Genomic DNA, 16229 nt, shown 5'->3' with positions numbered 1-16229 from the left:
TGTTAAAATAATCTTTGGGCGTGAGCGAAAGAAAACTATTTAGTGAGGTAGAGAAATGACGAGAAAAGTTGTATACATTTTACCTGGACTACTGGTTTGTATTGCAATTGCAATGATAGGTATAGCACTCGGAAGATTTTTCCCTAATTTAGGGAGTGGTTTATTTGCAATTCTAATTGGTATATTAATTGGTAATTTAAAAATAGGTTCTTATTCCATATTAAAGCCGGGGGAAAAGTTTTCGGGAAGTACTTTACTGTACTTTTCCATTGTTTTATTAGGAGCAACCTTAACATTCAATTCATTATTTGAAATTGGAATGTTAGGTCTTGCTTATATTCTCATTCAAATGGCAGGAACGATTTTGTTTGTTATTTGGTTAGGAAAGAAACTGCGATTCGGTGAAGATTTTGGTTTGCTGATGGCAAGTGGAAATGCGGTCTGTGGTTCATCTGCGATTGCGTCGACTGCACCAGCTATCCAGGCTAAAGAATCTGATGTGGCCGTTTCTATTACGATTGTCAATCTGTTGGGTACGGTTTTGATGATCTTGTTACCAGTGATAACAAGTGCGATTTTTCAAAACGATGTATTGCAGTCGTCTGCATTAATAGGTGGAACATTACAATCTGTTGGACAAGTAGTAGCTAGTGGTAGCATTGTTGGTGAAGCGGTAAAGGATCAAGCAGCCGTCTTTAAAATCAGTCGAATTATCTTTCTGGTAGCTGTTGTTTTTGTTTTGAAACAGATCAAACTTAATAATGGAGAACAGCCAAAAACGCAGGAGTCATTTCAATGGCGTACAATCGTTCCATGGTATGTCGGGGGCTTTTTCATACTATGTTGTTTGAATAGTATTTTATATTTCCCTGCAACAGTTACACATTCAATCAAGGGGTTCGGAAACTATTTGGAAATCATCGCTTTGGCGGGGATTGGAATGAGTGTGAAAATAAAAGACCTTACACTGCACGGCTGGAAGTTATCAGCTTATGCCGGGGGAATCGGTCTATTCCAGATTGTATTTGCTCTATTATTGATTTTTATTTTATTGTAAGCTTCACATAAAAAAACGTCTCATGAATCCTTATTGTTAGCCATATATTTAAACAATATAAGTTGGGATATAGGAGGATGAGTAGATCATGCAAACAAAAGAAATGCGCTTACGTCGAATCCAACATCTTGCTCATGAAATTATGGATGAGATGAATGTAAGGAAAGAGCTAAGACGATTTGATACAAGACTTGTGATTGATAATCTATCCCGGGCAATCGGCGATTTATCAGATCCATTGGGTAATTATTCACTTGACTATTTAGAAGAAAAAGTGGGAAATGCACATTGCCTGCTATTTAAAACTGAAAAAAACATACACTTTCATCCTTAACTCCACTTGGGGTACCTCAGCATAACACAGCTGGTATAAAATATTTTTACTCCATTCCTTTTTCAAAGCGGATAGAAAAAATAAAATGAATTCATAAACTTGAATGAAAAAGATAATTATCATCATTACTATAAATAATAAAGGGCAACCAAAATGATGGTTACCCTCAAAAGTTTAAGCTTTTGTTACAAATGTTTTGCAATCCGTTTCTTCACTATTGGATGCCTTTTTGCCCTTATGACTGACTACATAAATAGAATCCGCTTTACATTTGTTTCCGGAGTCCCAATACTTACAGTTATTCACTTCACACAGAACATCTTGAGCCATAGTATCACACCTCCTATTTTGTTATTATTAGCAAATTTGAGGTGACTGATACTTTTTTTATTTAAGTGGAGTGTAATTCTTACTGTATGTATTAAAAGTTAAGCAAAAGGCTGCCGAGCAAAGCGAATAGCCCTGTTATTAAAACCTTTGAATTGCGCCACACACGGATGTTTAGTGGTGTTTCTATTTGAGAAGACAATTGATAGAATGATGACTGATATTCTAGAATAAATATTTTCCTCTATATCACATAACTTTATGAAAGAAAAGACGGGAAATGCAACATAATTTTCTGTATGATAGGGAATAGAGAGTTTTGAAAGGAGTGACTTCCATGTACGTGATGTCACAAACTGGCTGGGTAGAAGTCATTTGCGGAAGTATGTTTTCTGGGAAATCAGAAGAATTAATTCGTCGTGTACGACGCGTGCAATTTGCGAAACAAAAAATTGCCGTGTTCAAACCACGTATAGATAATCGTTACAGTGAAGAAGAAGTTGTAAGCCATAATGGCACGAAAGTGATTGCGATGCCAGTTGAGCGCGCAAAAGATATATGGGCGTATATTTCGGATGAATATGATGTCATTGGAATCGATGAAGCCCAATTCTTTGACGAAGGAATTGTGGATGTCGTGGAACGTCTAGCGAATCATGGATTCCGCGTTATTGTTGCTGGTCTGGATCAAGATTTCCGAGGGGAACCATTTGGACCAATGCCAAAACTAATGGCAGGTGCTGAACAAGTAACGAAATTACAGGCTGTTTGCCAAGTGTGCGGTTCACCTGCAAGTCGAACGCAACGACTTATTAACGGAGAGCCAGCTGGCTATGAGGATCCAATTATTTTGATTGGAGCAACAGAAGCTTACGAACCTCGTTGCCGTCACCACCACGAAGTACCAGCAGGCGTTACTCATCAAACTTCATTAGTGTACGAGAAAGAGTAGCGATTGCTGCTCTTTTTCTTTTTGGCTTTGTAAAACAATACTGTTCTTTTGCTAGACGAAAATGTACTCTTTCGTTTGATTTTCAATTTCAACAGCACTCTTTGCCGGTTCGTCTGCGGAAAGGGAGCAGATTCCTTTACGTTATATCCAGCTAAGCTGTAGTGGCAATTTCGCCTCTTTTTCTATATAATTATACTGTTAATCACATGAACGGATGAGGTGAAAGTATGTTTGATCGCTTACAATCGGTAGAAGACCGATATGACCGCTTAAATGAATTGCTCAGTGACCCTGAGATTGTTAATGATATGAATAAACTACGTACGCTTTCGAAAGAACAGTCGGACTTACAAGATACGGTCAATGCATACCGTGAATACAAACAAGTCAAAGAGCAGCATGCTGATGCGAGAGCCATGCTTGACGATAAGCTCGATGCAGATATGCGTGAAATGGTGAAAGAAGAAATGAACGATTTGGCGGCTCAAATTGAAGAGCTGGAAGAACGTTTGAAACTGTTATTGATTCCGAAAGACCCGAATGATGAAAAGAACGTAATCATGGAAATTCGTGGAGCTGCCGGTGGAGACGAAGCTGCTCTATTTGCAGGGAACTTATTCCGCATGTACAGCCGCTATGCAGACACGCAAGGCTGGAAAATTGAAATTATGGATGCTTCTCCTACTGGAATTGGTGGCTATAAAGAAGTGATCTTCATGATTAACGGTAACGGAGCGTACTCGAAAATGAAATATGAAAACGGTGCTCACCGTGTTCAACGTGTTCCTGAAACGGAGTCTGGTGGACGCATTCATACGTCGACAGCAACCGTTGCATGTCTTCCAGAAGTGGAAGAAGTAGATGTAGAAATTCATGAAAATGATATTCGTACAGATACGTATGCATCTTCAGGTGCCGGCGGTCAGTCCGTTAATACAACAATGTCAGCTGTTCGTCTAACACATATTCCGACTGGCACAGTAGTAACTTGCCAAGATGAAAAATCACAAATTAAAAACAAAGCTAAAGCCATGACGGTTCTTCGCGCACGTGTTGCAGATAAATTCCGTCAAGAAGCACAGGCTGAGTATGACGCTGTCCGTAAATCTGCAGTCGGTTCAGGAGACCGTTCAGAACGAATTCGCACATACAACTATCCACAAAATCGCGTGACCGACCACCGCGTTGGATTGACCATTCAAAAATTGGATCAAATCATGGAAGGTAAACTCGATGAAATCGTGAATGTTCTCATAATGACGGACCAATCCGAAAGACTTGAGCGCATGAATGAAACCAATGTGTAAATATGTATACGAGGCTCTCGCGCGAGCCTCGTCTTTTTTAATAGAAAACGGTCGAGAAGAACCTGTCGCGCGTATGTTGCTACAACATGTTTTAAATAAAACACACGTCCAGTTACTCATGGATATGCGTGAAGAAATTTCAGACAGCCAATTCAATCAGTATTGGTCACTTATTGAACAGCACAAAGACGGAAAGCCTGTTCAATACATTATCGGGTCGGAAGAATTTTATGGTCGAACGTTCTCTGTCAATGAACATGTTCTTATTCCACGCCCTGAGACGGAAGAACTTATTGTGGAAACGACTGCCCGTATAAAGCATTTGTTCAACAATAAAACGGAGTTAAATCTTGCGGATATTGGGACAGGCAGTGGGGCAATCGCCATTACAATGAAGGCTGTAGTTCCTGCTTTACAAGTCACAGCAACCGATTTATCCCCACAGGCACTGAAAGTGGCGCAAGCAAACGCAGCTGAACTTGATGCAGACATCACATTCAAGCTTGGTGATTTAACCGCTCCTATTGCCAATGAAAAGTGGGATATCGTATTATCTAACCCTCCTTATATTGCACACGAAGAAGCTACGACTCTATCAGATACTGTATTAAACTATGAACCTCATAGTGCTCTTTTTGCTGATGAAGAAGGACTTCAGTTATATAAAAGGTTAGCTGTAGAACTCCCTGCAATCATGAATCGACCTGCACTGATTGGTCTGGAAATCGGCTATGCGCAAGGTCCCGCTGTCCAATCTTTCTTCCAAAAATCGTTCCCAACTGCTCAAGTTGATATAGTAAAAGATATAAACGGAAAAGAAAGAATGATTTTCTGTGAGATTCGTGAATAAACTATCAACACCTTGTCCACAATGATGTCAAGGGGGAATGAACAGTGATACAAGATTACGAGATTTTCAGAAACGAAGAACAGCAAACGAAGCGGTCTCCATGGATTGAACTCATCCTGTCGCTCTTACTCATTCAAACATTACTATTTTTATTGCCAGTTATTAGCGGTGCAGCCGAGGCAGTACCAGCAGACGCTATTCAAATAAGAATTGTTGCAAACAGCAACACAAGCGAAGATCAACAAATCAAATCGTTAATTCAGCAAGAAATTCAACCACTTCTTGAAAAAGCAGCTGCCAGCGTACAAACAACGGCACAACTTGAAAAAGAATTGAATGAGCTATCTACGGAAATCACGTTAAAAGCACAAGCTTTCACAAAACAGGCAATCCATATCAGCTTGGCAAAAGCATTGATTCCACCAAAAACAGATGGCACTTACTTTTATGCACAAGATTTTCACCAATCACTTGTTGTGACAATCGGAAGTGGCAAAGGTGACAACTGGTGGTGCGCATTATTTCCAAAGGTATGTTATCAAGAAGAAGAAGAAGAAGTGATAGAAGAAGAGCCTGTGAAGTTTTGGACATGGGAGTGGATAAAAAGCAAGTTTTGGTAAGAGTTATACACATTTACACACATGGTTATCAACAACATGTGCATAACTAACACATTATCCTAATAGAAAGGAGAAATATCGCATGGAAACGAAAAAACTCATTGTGGATAACAATGTGAATAAAATCGAAGTTTATTCACAAGCTGTGGAAAAATTAATGTCTGGTGAAGTTGTCGCATTTCCGACTGAAACAGTTTACGGTTTGGGAGCCATTGCTACGGATGAACAAGCAGTCGCGAAAATCTTCGAGGCAAAAGGCAGACCTTCCGATAACCCATTGATTGTTCATGTTGGTAAAGCTTACGACATCGTAAAATACGTCACTTCTGTTCCAGAAAAAGCAGATGCGTGCATCAAAGCGTTTTGGCCGGGTCCATTAACACTGATTTTAGACGCAAAACCGAATACGTTTGCTCCGAATGTAACCGCTGGATTATCAACAGTAGGATTACGCATGCCTGATCATCCAGTTGCACTGGAATTACTGACCATGCTTAATCACCCCGTTGCCGCACCAAGTGCAAACCGCAGCGGTAAACCAAGCCCAACGACTGCTCTGCATGTGGAGAAAGATTTGAACGGACGAATTCCTCTCATCTTAGATGGCGGGGCTACCGGAATCGGACTTGAATCAACCGTTGTGGATTTTACTGTTGATCCACCCGTGATCCTGCGTCCAGGCGGAGTTACAGCGCACATGCTACGGGAAGTTATTGGCGAAGTAATTGAACCAGAAACAACCAAAGTGGATGAAGCATCCGTACCACGGGCACCTGGCATGAAATATGCACATTATGCACCTGATGCGCCAGTGTATTTAATTCAACCAGATGTGAACTCGGTAAAGAAAGCCATTCAGACAATACATATGAACCAACAAAAAGTTGCTTTACTCGCTACAGATGAATTCAGTCAAGGAGGGGCAGACTGGTTCTTTTCGCTCGGCGATCAACAAAATCTCGAAACTTCTGCACAACATTTATACGCACATTTACGTTCGTGCGATGAAACAACGGCTGATATGATACTCGTTACGGTACCTGAAAAAACAGGTGTTGGTGCAGCCATTTTCAATCGTCTAGAAAAAGCAGCCGATGGCAACTGGTGGCACTCCTAATCTCTTCCTTTTTTGCATAAGCTAGAAGCAGTGCAATAGAGGGGGGAGATTTTTTCATTGTCTACAGAAATGCTTGCGGGGCTACTTACCGCACTGGATGTCGTCGCACTTTATAGTGTATTACCAAAAATCCGCTTCCCGCTCATCCTTGCCATCTGGACAGGAATTTTACATATGATTTTCCCGCTCCTCGGGTTTCTAGCAGGAGAGTGGGTTACCTCGTTCATCGTTGAAGGTGGACGTTTCATCTCCAGTATTCTTTTATTTCTTACAGGTGTTCATTTATGCTTATATCAACAAAAACCAAAATCCACACTCATTCCCCCCATTTTTCTTGCCATTGTTGTCAGCATTGATACCTTTTCAGTTAGCCTTTCTTTTGGTATGCTTCAATTACAAAAGTGGTTTTTCTTATTCAGTGCCGGCTTTTTCGCTTTAGCGTTTTCATATGTTGCGCTAAAAAGCAAACTGATCAAAGGACCATTGCTAACACGCATATCAGGAGTATGTCTCATGTTGATGGGATTGCTCACTTTGCTAAATAAATGAGGGATTCACGTGAACATCTATTTCATATGTACAGGAAATACTTGCCGCAGTCCGATGGCGGAAGCAATATTCCAATCTCATAATAAAGAAGGAATGCACGTACGTTCAGCAGGAATCTATGCAATGGACGATGGTGACATTTCGGAAAATGCCAAACAAGTCATTCGTGAAGCCGGCATTGATTTCACACACTATTCCCGTCAGGTAAGTGGAGAGGATGTACGCTGGGCAGACCTTGTATTGACCATGACCTCTGCACATAAGCAACTAATCATGCAAGCTTTTCCTTTTGCTGCAGACAAAATATTCACCTTGAAAGAATACGTACGCCCATACGGTTCCCACGACGTGTCCGATCCATTTGGCGGTGACGTGTACATGTACCGTCAAACTTTCCAGGAGCTCACTCAACTGACGAATGAATTACATTCAAAATTAAATGAAGAACAATGACGGCTCTTAATGATTGGGAGCTGTTTTTTTGTAAAGCTAGATTTTCAGGTTTTAAGATTTAATAGTTTTGTTTTCGCTACGCTCCTGTTTTGAAGAAGTGATATCTCACAACAAGTAGACTTGTGAGACAAGTTTTTGCTGTCTTTTTCGTTTGTGAAAAATTTAACGCTCAAACTGGCTAGTTTATTGATCAATCTAGAGATTTATCACTCAACCTGGAGATTTATCAATCAAATTGAATGATTTATCGCTCAAACAAGTCTCGTTGGCAAGTTAACTTAAGGAGACGGCAGGCTTCATTTCTAGATAAACAACTTCGAAATGGAGATATGCGCCAATGAAATAAAGAAAACCACCTCTGATTCCTCCATATCCCCTTACGAATTCAAGTTAACCCAAATCAAAGAATGGCTAGAAAGGCACTTTGCGCTTTTCTTAGTAAAAATGGTAAGATAAAAGCGAATATGAATAGAAATGAGGGACTGAAATGAATATCGCGATATCTTCCGATCACGGGGGCAATACTTTGCGTAAAGAAATTACTTCTTTACTTGACGAGCTGGGACACACATATCAGGATTTCGGTCCACAAACGAGCGATTCAGTCGATTATCCGGACTATGCAGGACCTGTTTCAGAGGGGGTTGCTACTGGGAAATTTGACCGAGGCATCTTAATTTGCGGTACAGGTATTGGCATGTCAATTGCAGCCAATAAAATCAAAGGAATCCGATGTGCATTGGTTCACGATGTGTTCAGCGCAAAAGCGACACGTGGCCATAATGATTCCAATATATTAGCAATGGGCGAACGCGTAATTGGTGGCGGCCTGGCTCGTGAAATTGTGAAAACATGGTTGGAAAGCGAATTTGAAGGTGGACGTCACGAACGTCGCGTCGCAAAACTTTCAGAACTCGAAAACAAATAGAGGAGTTTGGTCATATGGATGCACACACAATGTGGCAGCCGCAACTCGAACAATTGCTCAGTGAGTTTGCGACACAAGTCACGTTCACACCAGGGCAAATCATTGTTATCGGTTGCTCGACCTCTGAGATTGTTGGAAAACGAATTGGCTCGGCAGGAGGGCTTGAAGTGGCGGAAAGCTTATTCGAACCGTTGCAAGCATTTGCAAGCAAGCATGAGATTCATTTAGCTTTTCAAGGATGCGAACATATTAACCGAGCGCTAACGATGGAAAGACAAACGGCACATACCTATGGTCTAGAACCGGTAAATGTCATTCCAGTTCAAAAAGCGGGAGGTTCCATGTCTGCCTACGCCTATACACATTTCAATGATCCGGTTGTGGTCGAGCAAGTAAAAGCCCATGGTGGCATCGATATTGGACAAACTTTGATCGGCATGCACATCAAGCCTGTAGCAGTGCCGATCCGAACATCTGTAAAACAAATTGGTGAAGCGATTGTCACACTCGCTACTACCCGTCCGAAACTCATCGGCGGAGAGCGAGCAGTATATAAAATCAAGTAGACATAAAGGGGATATGGACACATGAAGAAGATTGCTGAGCAAGACAAAGCTATTTTTGAAGCAATGACTGCTGAAAAAACACGTCAACAAGGGAATATCGAATTAATTGCATCTGAAAACTTTGTTTCAGAAGCAGTAATGGAAGCTCAAGGATCTGTATTAACGAATAAATATGCAGAAGGCTACCCAGGAAAACGTTATTATGGTGGCTGTGAACACGTAGACGTAGTGGAAAACATTGCGCGTGACCGTTTGAAAGAAATTTTTGGAGCGGAACATGCGAACGTGCAACCACATTCTGGCTCTCAAGCAAATATGGCGGTTTACATGACTGTACTTGAGCAAGGCGACACGGTTTTGGGAATGAATTTATCCCATGGCGGTCACTTGACGCATGGTTCTTCGGTCAACTTCAGCGGGATTCAATATAAATTCGTTGAATACGGTGTGGACGAAATGACTGAAACAATCGATTACTCGGATGTGCGCGAAAAAGCCTTGCAACATAAACCAAAAATGATTGTTGCTGGAGCAAGCGCGTATTCACGTACACTTGATTTTGCTAAATTCCGTGAAATTGCAGATGAAGTAGGAGCGTACTTAATGGTTGATATGGCTCACATTGCTGGCTTAGTAGCAGCTGGAGAGCATCCAAATCCAGTACCTCATGCTCACTTTGTAACGTCAACGACACACAAAACACTTCGTGGCCCACGTGGCGGATTGATTCTTACAACCGAAGAATTTGCGAAGAAAATTGATAAAACAATTTTCCCGGGGATTCAAGGTGGTCCATTGATGCATGTAATCGCTTCGAAAGCAGTAGCATTTGGAGAAGCACAACAACCTGAATTCAAAACGTATATTCAACAAGTGGTCAAAAATGCGAAAGCATTATCTAACTGCTTAATTGATGAAGGCATTGATGTTGTTTCAGGCGGCACGGACAATCACTTACTGCTCGTTAACTTAAAGTCTTTGAACTTAACTGGTAAAGTAGCAGAAAAGTTATTGGACGAGGTTGGCATTACAGTGAACAAAAATACGATTCCTTTCGATAAAGAAAGCCCATTCGTTACTTCAGGTATCCGAATTGGAACACCAGCTGTAACATCTCGTGGTTTCAAAGAACCAGAAATGAAAGAAATCGCGTCAATCATGTCGAAATTATTGAAAAACCACGAAGACGAAGCAGTTCATAAAGAAGCGGCTGAACGAGTAGCAGAACTTACTTCTAAGTTCCCTCTTTATCAGGTATAGAAGAATTGATTTTTGCATAATGTATTGAAGGACTTCTCCCATTTGGAGAAGCCCTTCTTTTTTATGGAAAATCATTCTATTTGAAATATTGAAATACTATAATAGTAATTCAATATTAGAAATTATTTTGGCTAAAATAATGTTCAGCCGAGTGATATTGGGGTATTCCTACCATTACCTCAAGACCGTAAAGTTTGGGGAATAATTACCAAAATATAGTGTGGGAGGCATATTCATCTATTTTGAATAGTAAAATCGTCGCTTGCTACTAGCACATATGTAACTAGTCAAACTATTAGAAATGTTTTATATTTATATAATACTTATTTTAAAAGAGTATTATAAATTGAAAAACTATTTTTCATCACGAAGAACAGAAGAACTAAGGGGGATTTAAATATGAAGGGCAAGACGCAACCAAAAGGTCTTCAACGGGGGCTTGAAGAAAGGCATATAACACTGATGTCTTTAGGAGCAGCCATCGGAGTAGGACTGTTTCTTGGATCTGCAACTGCAATAAAGTTAGCAGGACCGAGTATTTTATTTGGATATGCATTCGCCGGGATGATGATGTTCTTTATTATGAGAGCACTTGGGGAAATGGCTATTCACAAACCAGTAGCGGGTTCGTTTAGTAAATACGCACGTGATTACTTAGGACCGTTGGCAGGATACATAACTGGATGGAATTATTGGTTCTTATGGGTCGTAACTTGTATGGCCGAAATCACGGCTGTTGGTATTTATATGGAATACTGGTATCCAGACACGCCGCGCTGGATTTGGGCTTTAGCAGCATTAGTTGCAATGGCTTCGATTAACTTTTTAGCAGTCAAAGCGTATGGTGAATTGGAGTTCTGGTTTGCTTTAATTAAAATCGTCACGATTATCGCGATGATCTTTATTGGGGCAGGCATGATTGTATTTGGTATTGGTAACGGGGGCATCGCAACCGGTATCAGTAATTTATGGGAACACGGGGGCTTCTTCCCGAACGGAATTGAAGGACTTTTATTATCTCTGCAAATGGTTATGTTTGCTTTCCTTGGTATTGAAATGATTGGTGTAACAGCTGGAGAAGTCAAAAATCCAGAGAAATCGCTTGCAAAAGCGATTGATTCGGTTTTCTGGCGCATTTTGATTTTCTATGTAGGGGCACTATTTGTCATCATGTCCATTTATCCATGGGAGGAAATCGGATCAAAAGGAAGCCCGTTTGTAATGGCATTTGAACAAATCGGTATTCCGGGCGCAGCTGGTATCATCAACTTCGTTATTTTGACAGCAGCACTATCTTCTTGTAACAGTGGGATTTTCAGTACTGGAAGAATGTTGTTTAACTTAGCAGAACACGGTGAAGCTCCAAAGAAATTTGCAAACCTGACAAGAAACGGTGTTCCAGGAAAAGCCGTTATTGCAACAGCAATAGTTTTACTGGTTGGGGTAATTTTGAATTATATAGTGCCGGCTAAAGTATTTACATGGGTAACGAGCATCGCAACTTTCGGTGCTATCTGGACGTGGGGGATTATTTTGGTTTCTCAAATCCAATTCCGTAAGAAACTAAAACCTGCGGAGAAAGCAAAACTGAAATACAAAGTTCCTTTCTTCCCGATCACATCTTATATTGCACTTGCTTTCCTAGTGTTTGTTATCGTTGTAATGGCATATTCCCCGGATACAAGAATCGCACTTGTTGTTGGGCCACTATGGCTAGTTTTCTTAACAGTTTATTATTATGGAAAAGGGTTCCACAAAAAGAACCGAGCCCATCACACGAAGTAAAATAGTGTGGAATTTTAAGGCACCATGGACGATTAGTCTGTGGTGCTTTTCTTATTTTTTCGACAGACATGATTTGAAAGGATAAAAATAGGGTTAAATACATTATAAGGTAATTTCCATTAGGAAAAACTTGGTGTGCATGTATTGAGAATTCAAATAAATTATATAAAAGGAATAAACATTCGCGAAAGGGAACAAATCAAAATAAGAGAGGGAATAAACACTCCTCTCCAATTGGAAAGGAACCTTTCAATCAATCATCTTGTCATATAAACGAAACTTTCTTAAAAATGTAAATATGAAGGGAGTCGAGCGTAACCGTTTTTTTCTGCTATAATAGATAAAGTTTGAACGTTAAAGGAGAGGACAAAATGGGAAAAGTATACGTATTTGATCATCCATTGATCCAACATAAATTAACATACATCCGTGACAAGAAGACGGGTACGAAAGAATTTCGCGAATTGGTAGATGAAGTAGCAACATTGATGGCTTTTGAAATTACACGCGATATGCCTCTTGATGATGTTGAAGTAGAAACGCCAGTAACAACAGCTAAAGCAAAAGTTTTATCTGGTAAAAAATTAGGCATCGTGCCAATTTTGCGTGCCGGTATCGGTATGGTAGACGGTATTTTAACATTAATCCCAGCGGCTAAAGTCGGACATATCGGCTTATACCGTGATCCAGAAACTTTACAGCCTATCGAATATTATGTGAAGCTCCCAGCGGACGTTGAAGAGCGTGATTTTATATTAGTTGATCCAATGCTTGCAACGGGTGGATCTGCACTTGTTGCAATCAATGCTTTGAAAAACCGCGGTGCAAAAAGCATTAAATTTATGTGCTTAATCGCTGCTCCAGAAGGTGTAGAGGTTCTTCAACAAGCACACCCTGATGTTGATATCTACATTGCTGCCCTTGACGAAAAATTGGACGACCATGGTTACATCGTGCCAGGACTTGGCGATGCTGGTGACCGTTTGTTCGGAACAAAATAAGTAAGGAAGTGCTTTGACCTTGACGAAAAAATGGAAAGTCATGACGATTTTTGGGACACGCCCAGAAGCAATTAAAATGGCACCACTCGTATTGGAATTAGAAAAACATACAGACGAAATCGAATCCATCGTGACCGTAACGGCGCAACATCGCCAAATGCTTGACCAAGTATTGGACACATTCGGCATTACACCTGACTTCGATTTGAACATTATGAAAGACCGCCAGACTTTAATCGACGTGACAACACGTGGACTTGAAGGATTGGATGTAGTCATGAAAGAATCGAAGCCCGACATCGTCTTGGTACATGGCGATACGACAACGACTTTCATTGCAAGCTTAGCGGCTTTCTATAACCAAATCGCAGTTGGTCACGTAGAAGCGGGACTTCGTACATTTAATAAATACTCACCATACCCTGAGGAAATGAACCGCCAATTAACTGGTGTTATGGCAGACCTGCATTTCTCACCAACGGAAGTATCTGCAGATAACCTTCGCCGTGAAAACAAACCGGAAGATCGCATTGTCGTAACAGGCAACACGGCGATTGACGCGTTGAAAACAACGGTTCGCGAAGAGTACTCTCATCCTGTACTGGAACAAATCGGCTCAGACCGAATGATTTTATTGACGGCACACCGTCGTGAAAACTTGGGTGAACCGATGCGCAACATGTTCCGTGCAATCAAACGTTTGATTGAAGAACATGACGACGTACAAGTTGTCTACCCAGTTCATATGAATCCTGCTGTACGTGAAATAGCTAGTGAAATCCTTGGAAATGATCCACGCATTCACTTGATCGAGCCTCTAGAAGTACTCGATTTCCATAACTTCGCAGCACGTTCTTTCATTATATTGACTGATTCAGGCGGAGTGCAGGAAGAAGCACCTTCTTTAGGGAAACCGGTTCTTGTATTGCGCGATACGACTGAACGTCCTGAAGGAATCGCGGCAGGAACATTGAAGCTAGCGGGTACGGACGAAGAAACAATTTATGGTTTAGCAAAAGAATTGCTAACGAACGAAGAAGCTTATGCATCGATGTCTCATGCGTCTAACCCGTATGGTGACGGTGAAGCATCAAGACGAATCGTTGAAGCGCTGAAAGACTATTTAAATAAGTAGAAAAAAGGAAAAGGGACAGCCTCGGCAGTCCCTTTCACTATGACATTGTTAGGGAATTGTATTAGAAAACGTGAATTTTAGATATAGTTGTCCGAATTCTAGATAAACTTAGGTGAAATCTAGATAACGTTACTCGAATTGAAGATATCACCACACAAAATGCAGATAACCTTCTTCGAATACGAGATAAACATCGAGATAACCACTACTAAACAATCTGCACCAGCACCAAAAAAAGATATTTCATAACAACTCAGCCTGCTGTTTGCAAATTTGTCGACAATATGTCGATTGAGGCGACTTTGTGAAGTTTTTCACGGGAATCAATTGACATCATTTTACCCCTATTGTATGCTTACAAAGGGTATGAATGAGAGGGCTTTCATGTGTATAATTCACGTTGAAACCTTGTCGTATCTGCTTTCTATTAGATTCGCGATTTTTACAAAGTCATGCAAAAACGTGAGGATCACCATGCGTCAAACGAGACGTCCTTTACAAGAAATGGCCCTTTATTCGGCTATTCTCTCACAACTTGTTGGTTCTATTTTAATAGGAGTTTTCACTGGAATGTGGCTCGATGACAAAATAGACACCACCCCGTTATTTTTAGTGCTTTTTCTGTTCATTGGCCTTGCAGTCGGTGTAACAGCCATGATCTTGACCATTCAAAAGAGTGAATCATGATTTAAACCGTTATTTATGTATAGGAAGAAACTCATTTAACAGTTTCAACAGTAAGACCATACATAGAAACTACTTTCCGTTTAAACACCCTTTGCAAGAATTTCTTTCGGTTTGACATGGAGAATGTCGAAATCAGGAAGAAGCATGAATTCAGTAATCTCGATTGTCTTCTATTAATAGTAGACAGGATTATATACATGAAAAACTCTATACCGAATTGTGAAAGAGAGGTGAATGCACGTGCATCATGAGAACCCGACGGTGGTATGGCTTGGGCTTACGTTCAACCTATCAAACGTTATGATGCTAACAGTAACGGCACTTATCGTTCTATTAATCGCAGTAGTTTCTACTCGGAACTTAAGTTTAAAGCCAACTGGTATGCAAAATTTTATGGAGTGGTTAATGGACTTCGTAAAAGGGATTATCAAAAGCAATATGGACTGGAATACAGGTGGACGATTCCATGTTCTAGGTATTACGCTTATCATGTTCATCTTTGTAGCGAACATGTTAGGTCTACCATTTTCAATCGTTATCAATGGTGAATTGTGGTGGAAATCTCCAACCGCAGATCCAATCATAACGATGACGTTAGCGGTTATGGTCATGATATTAACTCATTACTATGGCATCAAGTTAAAAGGTCTTTCCGAGTACGGAAAAGATTTCTTGAAACCTTTACCGTTCCTTCTGCCCCTTAAGATTGTAGAAGAGTTCGCCAATACGGTGACACTTGGTCTTCGACTTTACGGGAACATTTATGCAGGGGAAGTATTGCTAGGGTTACTAGCAGGTATTGGTGGCGCAAGTATTTTTGGTTTTGCAGGAGCATTGATTCCAACATTAGCTTGGCAAGGTTTCTCGATTTTCGTCGGAACGATTCAATCGTTCATCTTCGTCATTTTAACAATGGTTTATATGTCTCACAAAGTGAGTCATGATCATTAAGTATAACTTGTTCAATACTTGAACAAAGAAAAAACAAATTTCAAGGAGGCAACACACACATGGAAGGTTCAATTGGTATTTTAGCAGCAGCAATCGCAATCGGTTTAGGAGCTCTAGGAGCAGGTATCGGTAACGGATTAATCGTTTCAAAAACAATCGAAGGTATGGCTCGCCAACCTGAAGCACGTGGATTATTACAAACAACAATGTACATCGGGGTTGCATTAGTAGAAGCCCTTCCTATCATCGCAGTAGTTATCGCGTTCATCGTTTTAAACAAATAATATATATATACTCACAAATGGTAATGGCGAAGTTGATCTTTGACGATTCTTCGTCATTCTCTTATG

At 40.5% G+C, this 16229-nt stretch carries 19 protein-coding genes; 18 read left to right on the top strand and 1 reads right to left on the bottom strand.

The features are described 5' to 3' along the window. The first annotated feature begins 55 nt into the window (after positions 1-55). Both MHH33_RS14775 and MHH33_RS14770 read left to right on the top strand, forming a co-directional pair. Positions 56-1057: a putative sulfate exporter family transporter gene (locus tag MHH33_RS14775; RefSeq protein ID WP_016428275.1), complete on the top strand. Its 1002-nt coding sequence runs from the start codon at positions 56-58 to the stop codon at positions 1055-1057. 88 nt (positions 1058-1145) lie between these two features. After that, a complete protein-coding gene (locus MHH33_RS14770; protein ID WP_016428274.1) occupies positions 1146-1391 on the top strand; it encodes a hypothetical protein in 246 nt (81 codons plus the stop codon). Between the two features lie 174 nt (positions 1392-1565). Here the strand turns inward: MHH33_RS14770 and MHH33_RS14765 are convergent, their stop codons facing one another. Continuing rightward, positions 1566-1721, bottom strand: a complete 156-nt coding sequence (locus tag MHH33_RS14765; RefSeq protein WP_016428273.1) for a DUF1540 domain-containing protein — start codon at positions 1719-1721, stop codon at positions 1566-1568. A 334-nt stretch (positions 1722-2055) separates the two neighbouring features. Here MHH33_RS14765 and MHH33_RS14760 point away from each other — a divergent pair, with 334 nt between their 5' ends. The 16 genes from MHH33_RS14760 (at position 2056) to atpE (ending at position 16163) form a co-directional block, all read left to right on the top strand. Beyond that, positions 2056-2670: a thymidine kinase gene (locus MHH33_RS14760; RefSeq protein WP_016428272.1), complete on the top strand. Its 615-nt coding sequence runs from the start codon at positions 2056-2058 to the stop codon at positions 2668-2670. Positions 2671-2897: 227 nt separating this feature from the next. Continuing rightward, positions 2898-3977, top strand: coding sequence for a peptide chain release factor 1 (gene prfA, locus MHH33_RS14755; protein ID WP_016428271.1), 1080 nt, complete (start codon positions 2898-2900; stop codon positions 3975-3977). After that, positions 3961-4827, top strand: a complete 867-nt coding sequence (gene prmC, locus MHH33_RS14750; RefSeq protein WP_342542172.1) for a peptide chain release factor N(5)-glutamine methyltransferase — start codon at positions 3961-3963, stop codon at positions 4825-4827. The genes prfA and prmC overlap by 17 nt, the downstream gene beginning before the upstream one ends. Positions 4828-4871: 44 nt before the next feature. Beyond that, positions 4872-5447: a stage II sporulation protein R gene (locus MHH33_RS14745; protein ID WP_342542171.1), complete on the top strand. Its 576-nt coding sequence runs from the start codon at positions 4872-4874 to the stop codon at positions 5445-5447. Between the two features lie 82 nt (positions 5448-5529). Continuing rightward, complete coding sequence (locus MHH33_RS14740) at positions 5530-6564, top strand: L-threonylcarbamoyladenylate synthase (protein ID WP_342542170.1); 1035 nt, start codon at positions 5530-5532, stop codon at positions 6562-6564. Between the two features lie 57 nt (positions 6565-6621). After that, a complete protein-coding gene (locus MHH33_RS14735) occupies positions 6622-7113 on the top strand; it encodes a manganese efflux pump (RefSeq protein WP_342542169.1) in 492 nt (163 codons plus the stop codon). Positions 7114-7122: 9 nt separating this feature from the next. Further along, positions 7123-7566: a low molecular weight protein arginine phosphatase gene (locus MHH33_RS14730; protein ID WP_016428266.1), complete on the top strand. Its 444-nt coding sequence runs from the start codon at positions 7123-7125 to the stop codon at positions 7564-7566. A 487-nt stretch (positions 7567-8053) separates the two neighbouring features. After that, on the top strand, positions 8054-8494 hold the full coding sequence (rpiB, locus tag MHH33_RS14725; RefSeq protein ID WP_016428265.1) for a ribose 5-phosphate isomerase B: 441 nt from the start codon (positions 8054-8056) through the stop codon (positions 8492-8494). A gap of 14 nt (positions 8495-8508) precedes the next feature. Beyond that, positions 8509-9060, top strand: a complete 552-nt coding sequence (locus MHH33_RS14720) for a TIGR01440 family protein (protein WP_342542168.1) — start codon at positions 8509-8511, stop codon at positions 9058-9060. A gap of 21 nt (positions 9061-9081) precedes the next feature. Next, positions 9082-10320, top strand: a complete 1239-nt coding sequence (glyA, locus tag MHH33_RS14715) for a serine hydroxymethyltransferase (RefSeq protein WP_016428263.1) — start codon at positions 9082-9084, stop codon at positions 10318-10320. 399 nt (positions 10321-10719) lie between these two features. Further along, positions 10720-12105, top strand: a complete 1386-nt coding sequence (locus tag MHH33_RS14710; protein WP_342542167.1) for an amino acid permease — start codon at positions 10720-10722, stop codon at positions 12103-12105. A 371-nt stretch (positions 12106-12476) separates the two neighbouring features. Further along, the gene (upp, locus tag MHH33_RS14705; RefSeq protein ID WP_016428261.1) at positions 12477-13106 is read left to right on the top strand and encodes a uracil phosphoribosyltransferase; all 630 of its coding nucleotides are present in this window, start codon (positions 12477-12479) and stop codon (positions 13104-13106) included. A gap of 19 nt (positions 13107-13125) precedes the next feature. After that, on the top strand, positions 13126-14241 hold the full coding sequence (wecB, locus tag MHH33_RS14700; protein WP_342542166.1) for a UDP-N-acetylglucosamine 2-epimerase (non-hydrolyzing): 1116 nt from the start codon (positions 13126-13128) through the stop codon (positions 14239-14241). Between the two features lie 474 nt (positions 14242-14715). Continuing rightward, on the top strand, positions 14716-14928 hold the full coding sequence (locus MHH33_RS14695; RefSeq protein ID WP_342542165.1) for an AtpZ/AtpI family protein: 213 nt from the start codon (positions 14716-14718) through the stop codon (positions 14926-14928). Between the two features lie 240 nt (positions 14929-15168). After that, the gene (gene atpB, locus MHH33_RS14690) at positions 15169-15879 is read left to right on the top strand and encodes a F0F1 ATP synthase subunit A (protein ID WP_016428258.1); all 711 of its coding nucleotides are present in this window, start codon (positions 15169-15171) and stop codon (positions 15877-15879) included. Between the two features lie 59 nt (positions 15880-15938). Beyond that, a complete protein-coding gene (gene atpE / locus MHH33_RS14685; protein WP_016428257.1) occupies positions 15939-16163 on the top strand; it encodes a F0F1 ATP synthase subunit C in 225 nt (74 codons plus the stop codon). The last annotated feature ends 66 nt before the right edge of the window (positions 16164-16229 follow it).

This window comes from Paenisporosarcina sp. FSL H8-0542, from assembly GCF_038632915.1.
In the GTDB taxonomy this organism is placed as follows: Bacteria; Bacillota; Bacilli; order Bacillales_A; family Planococcaceae; genus Paenisporosarcina.
This window is presented reverse-complemented; position numbering and strand designations above follow the sequence as displayed.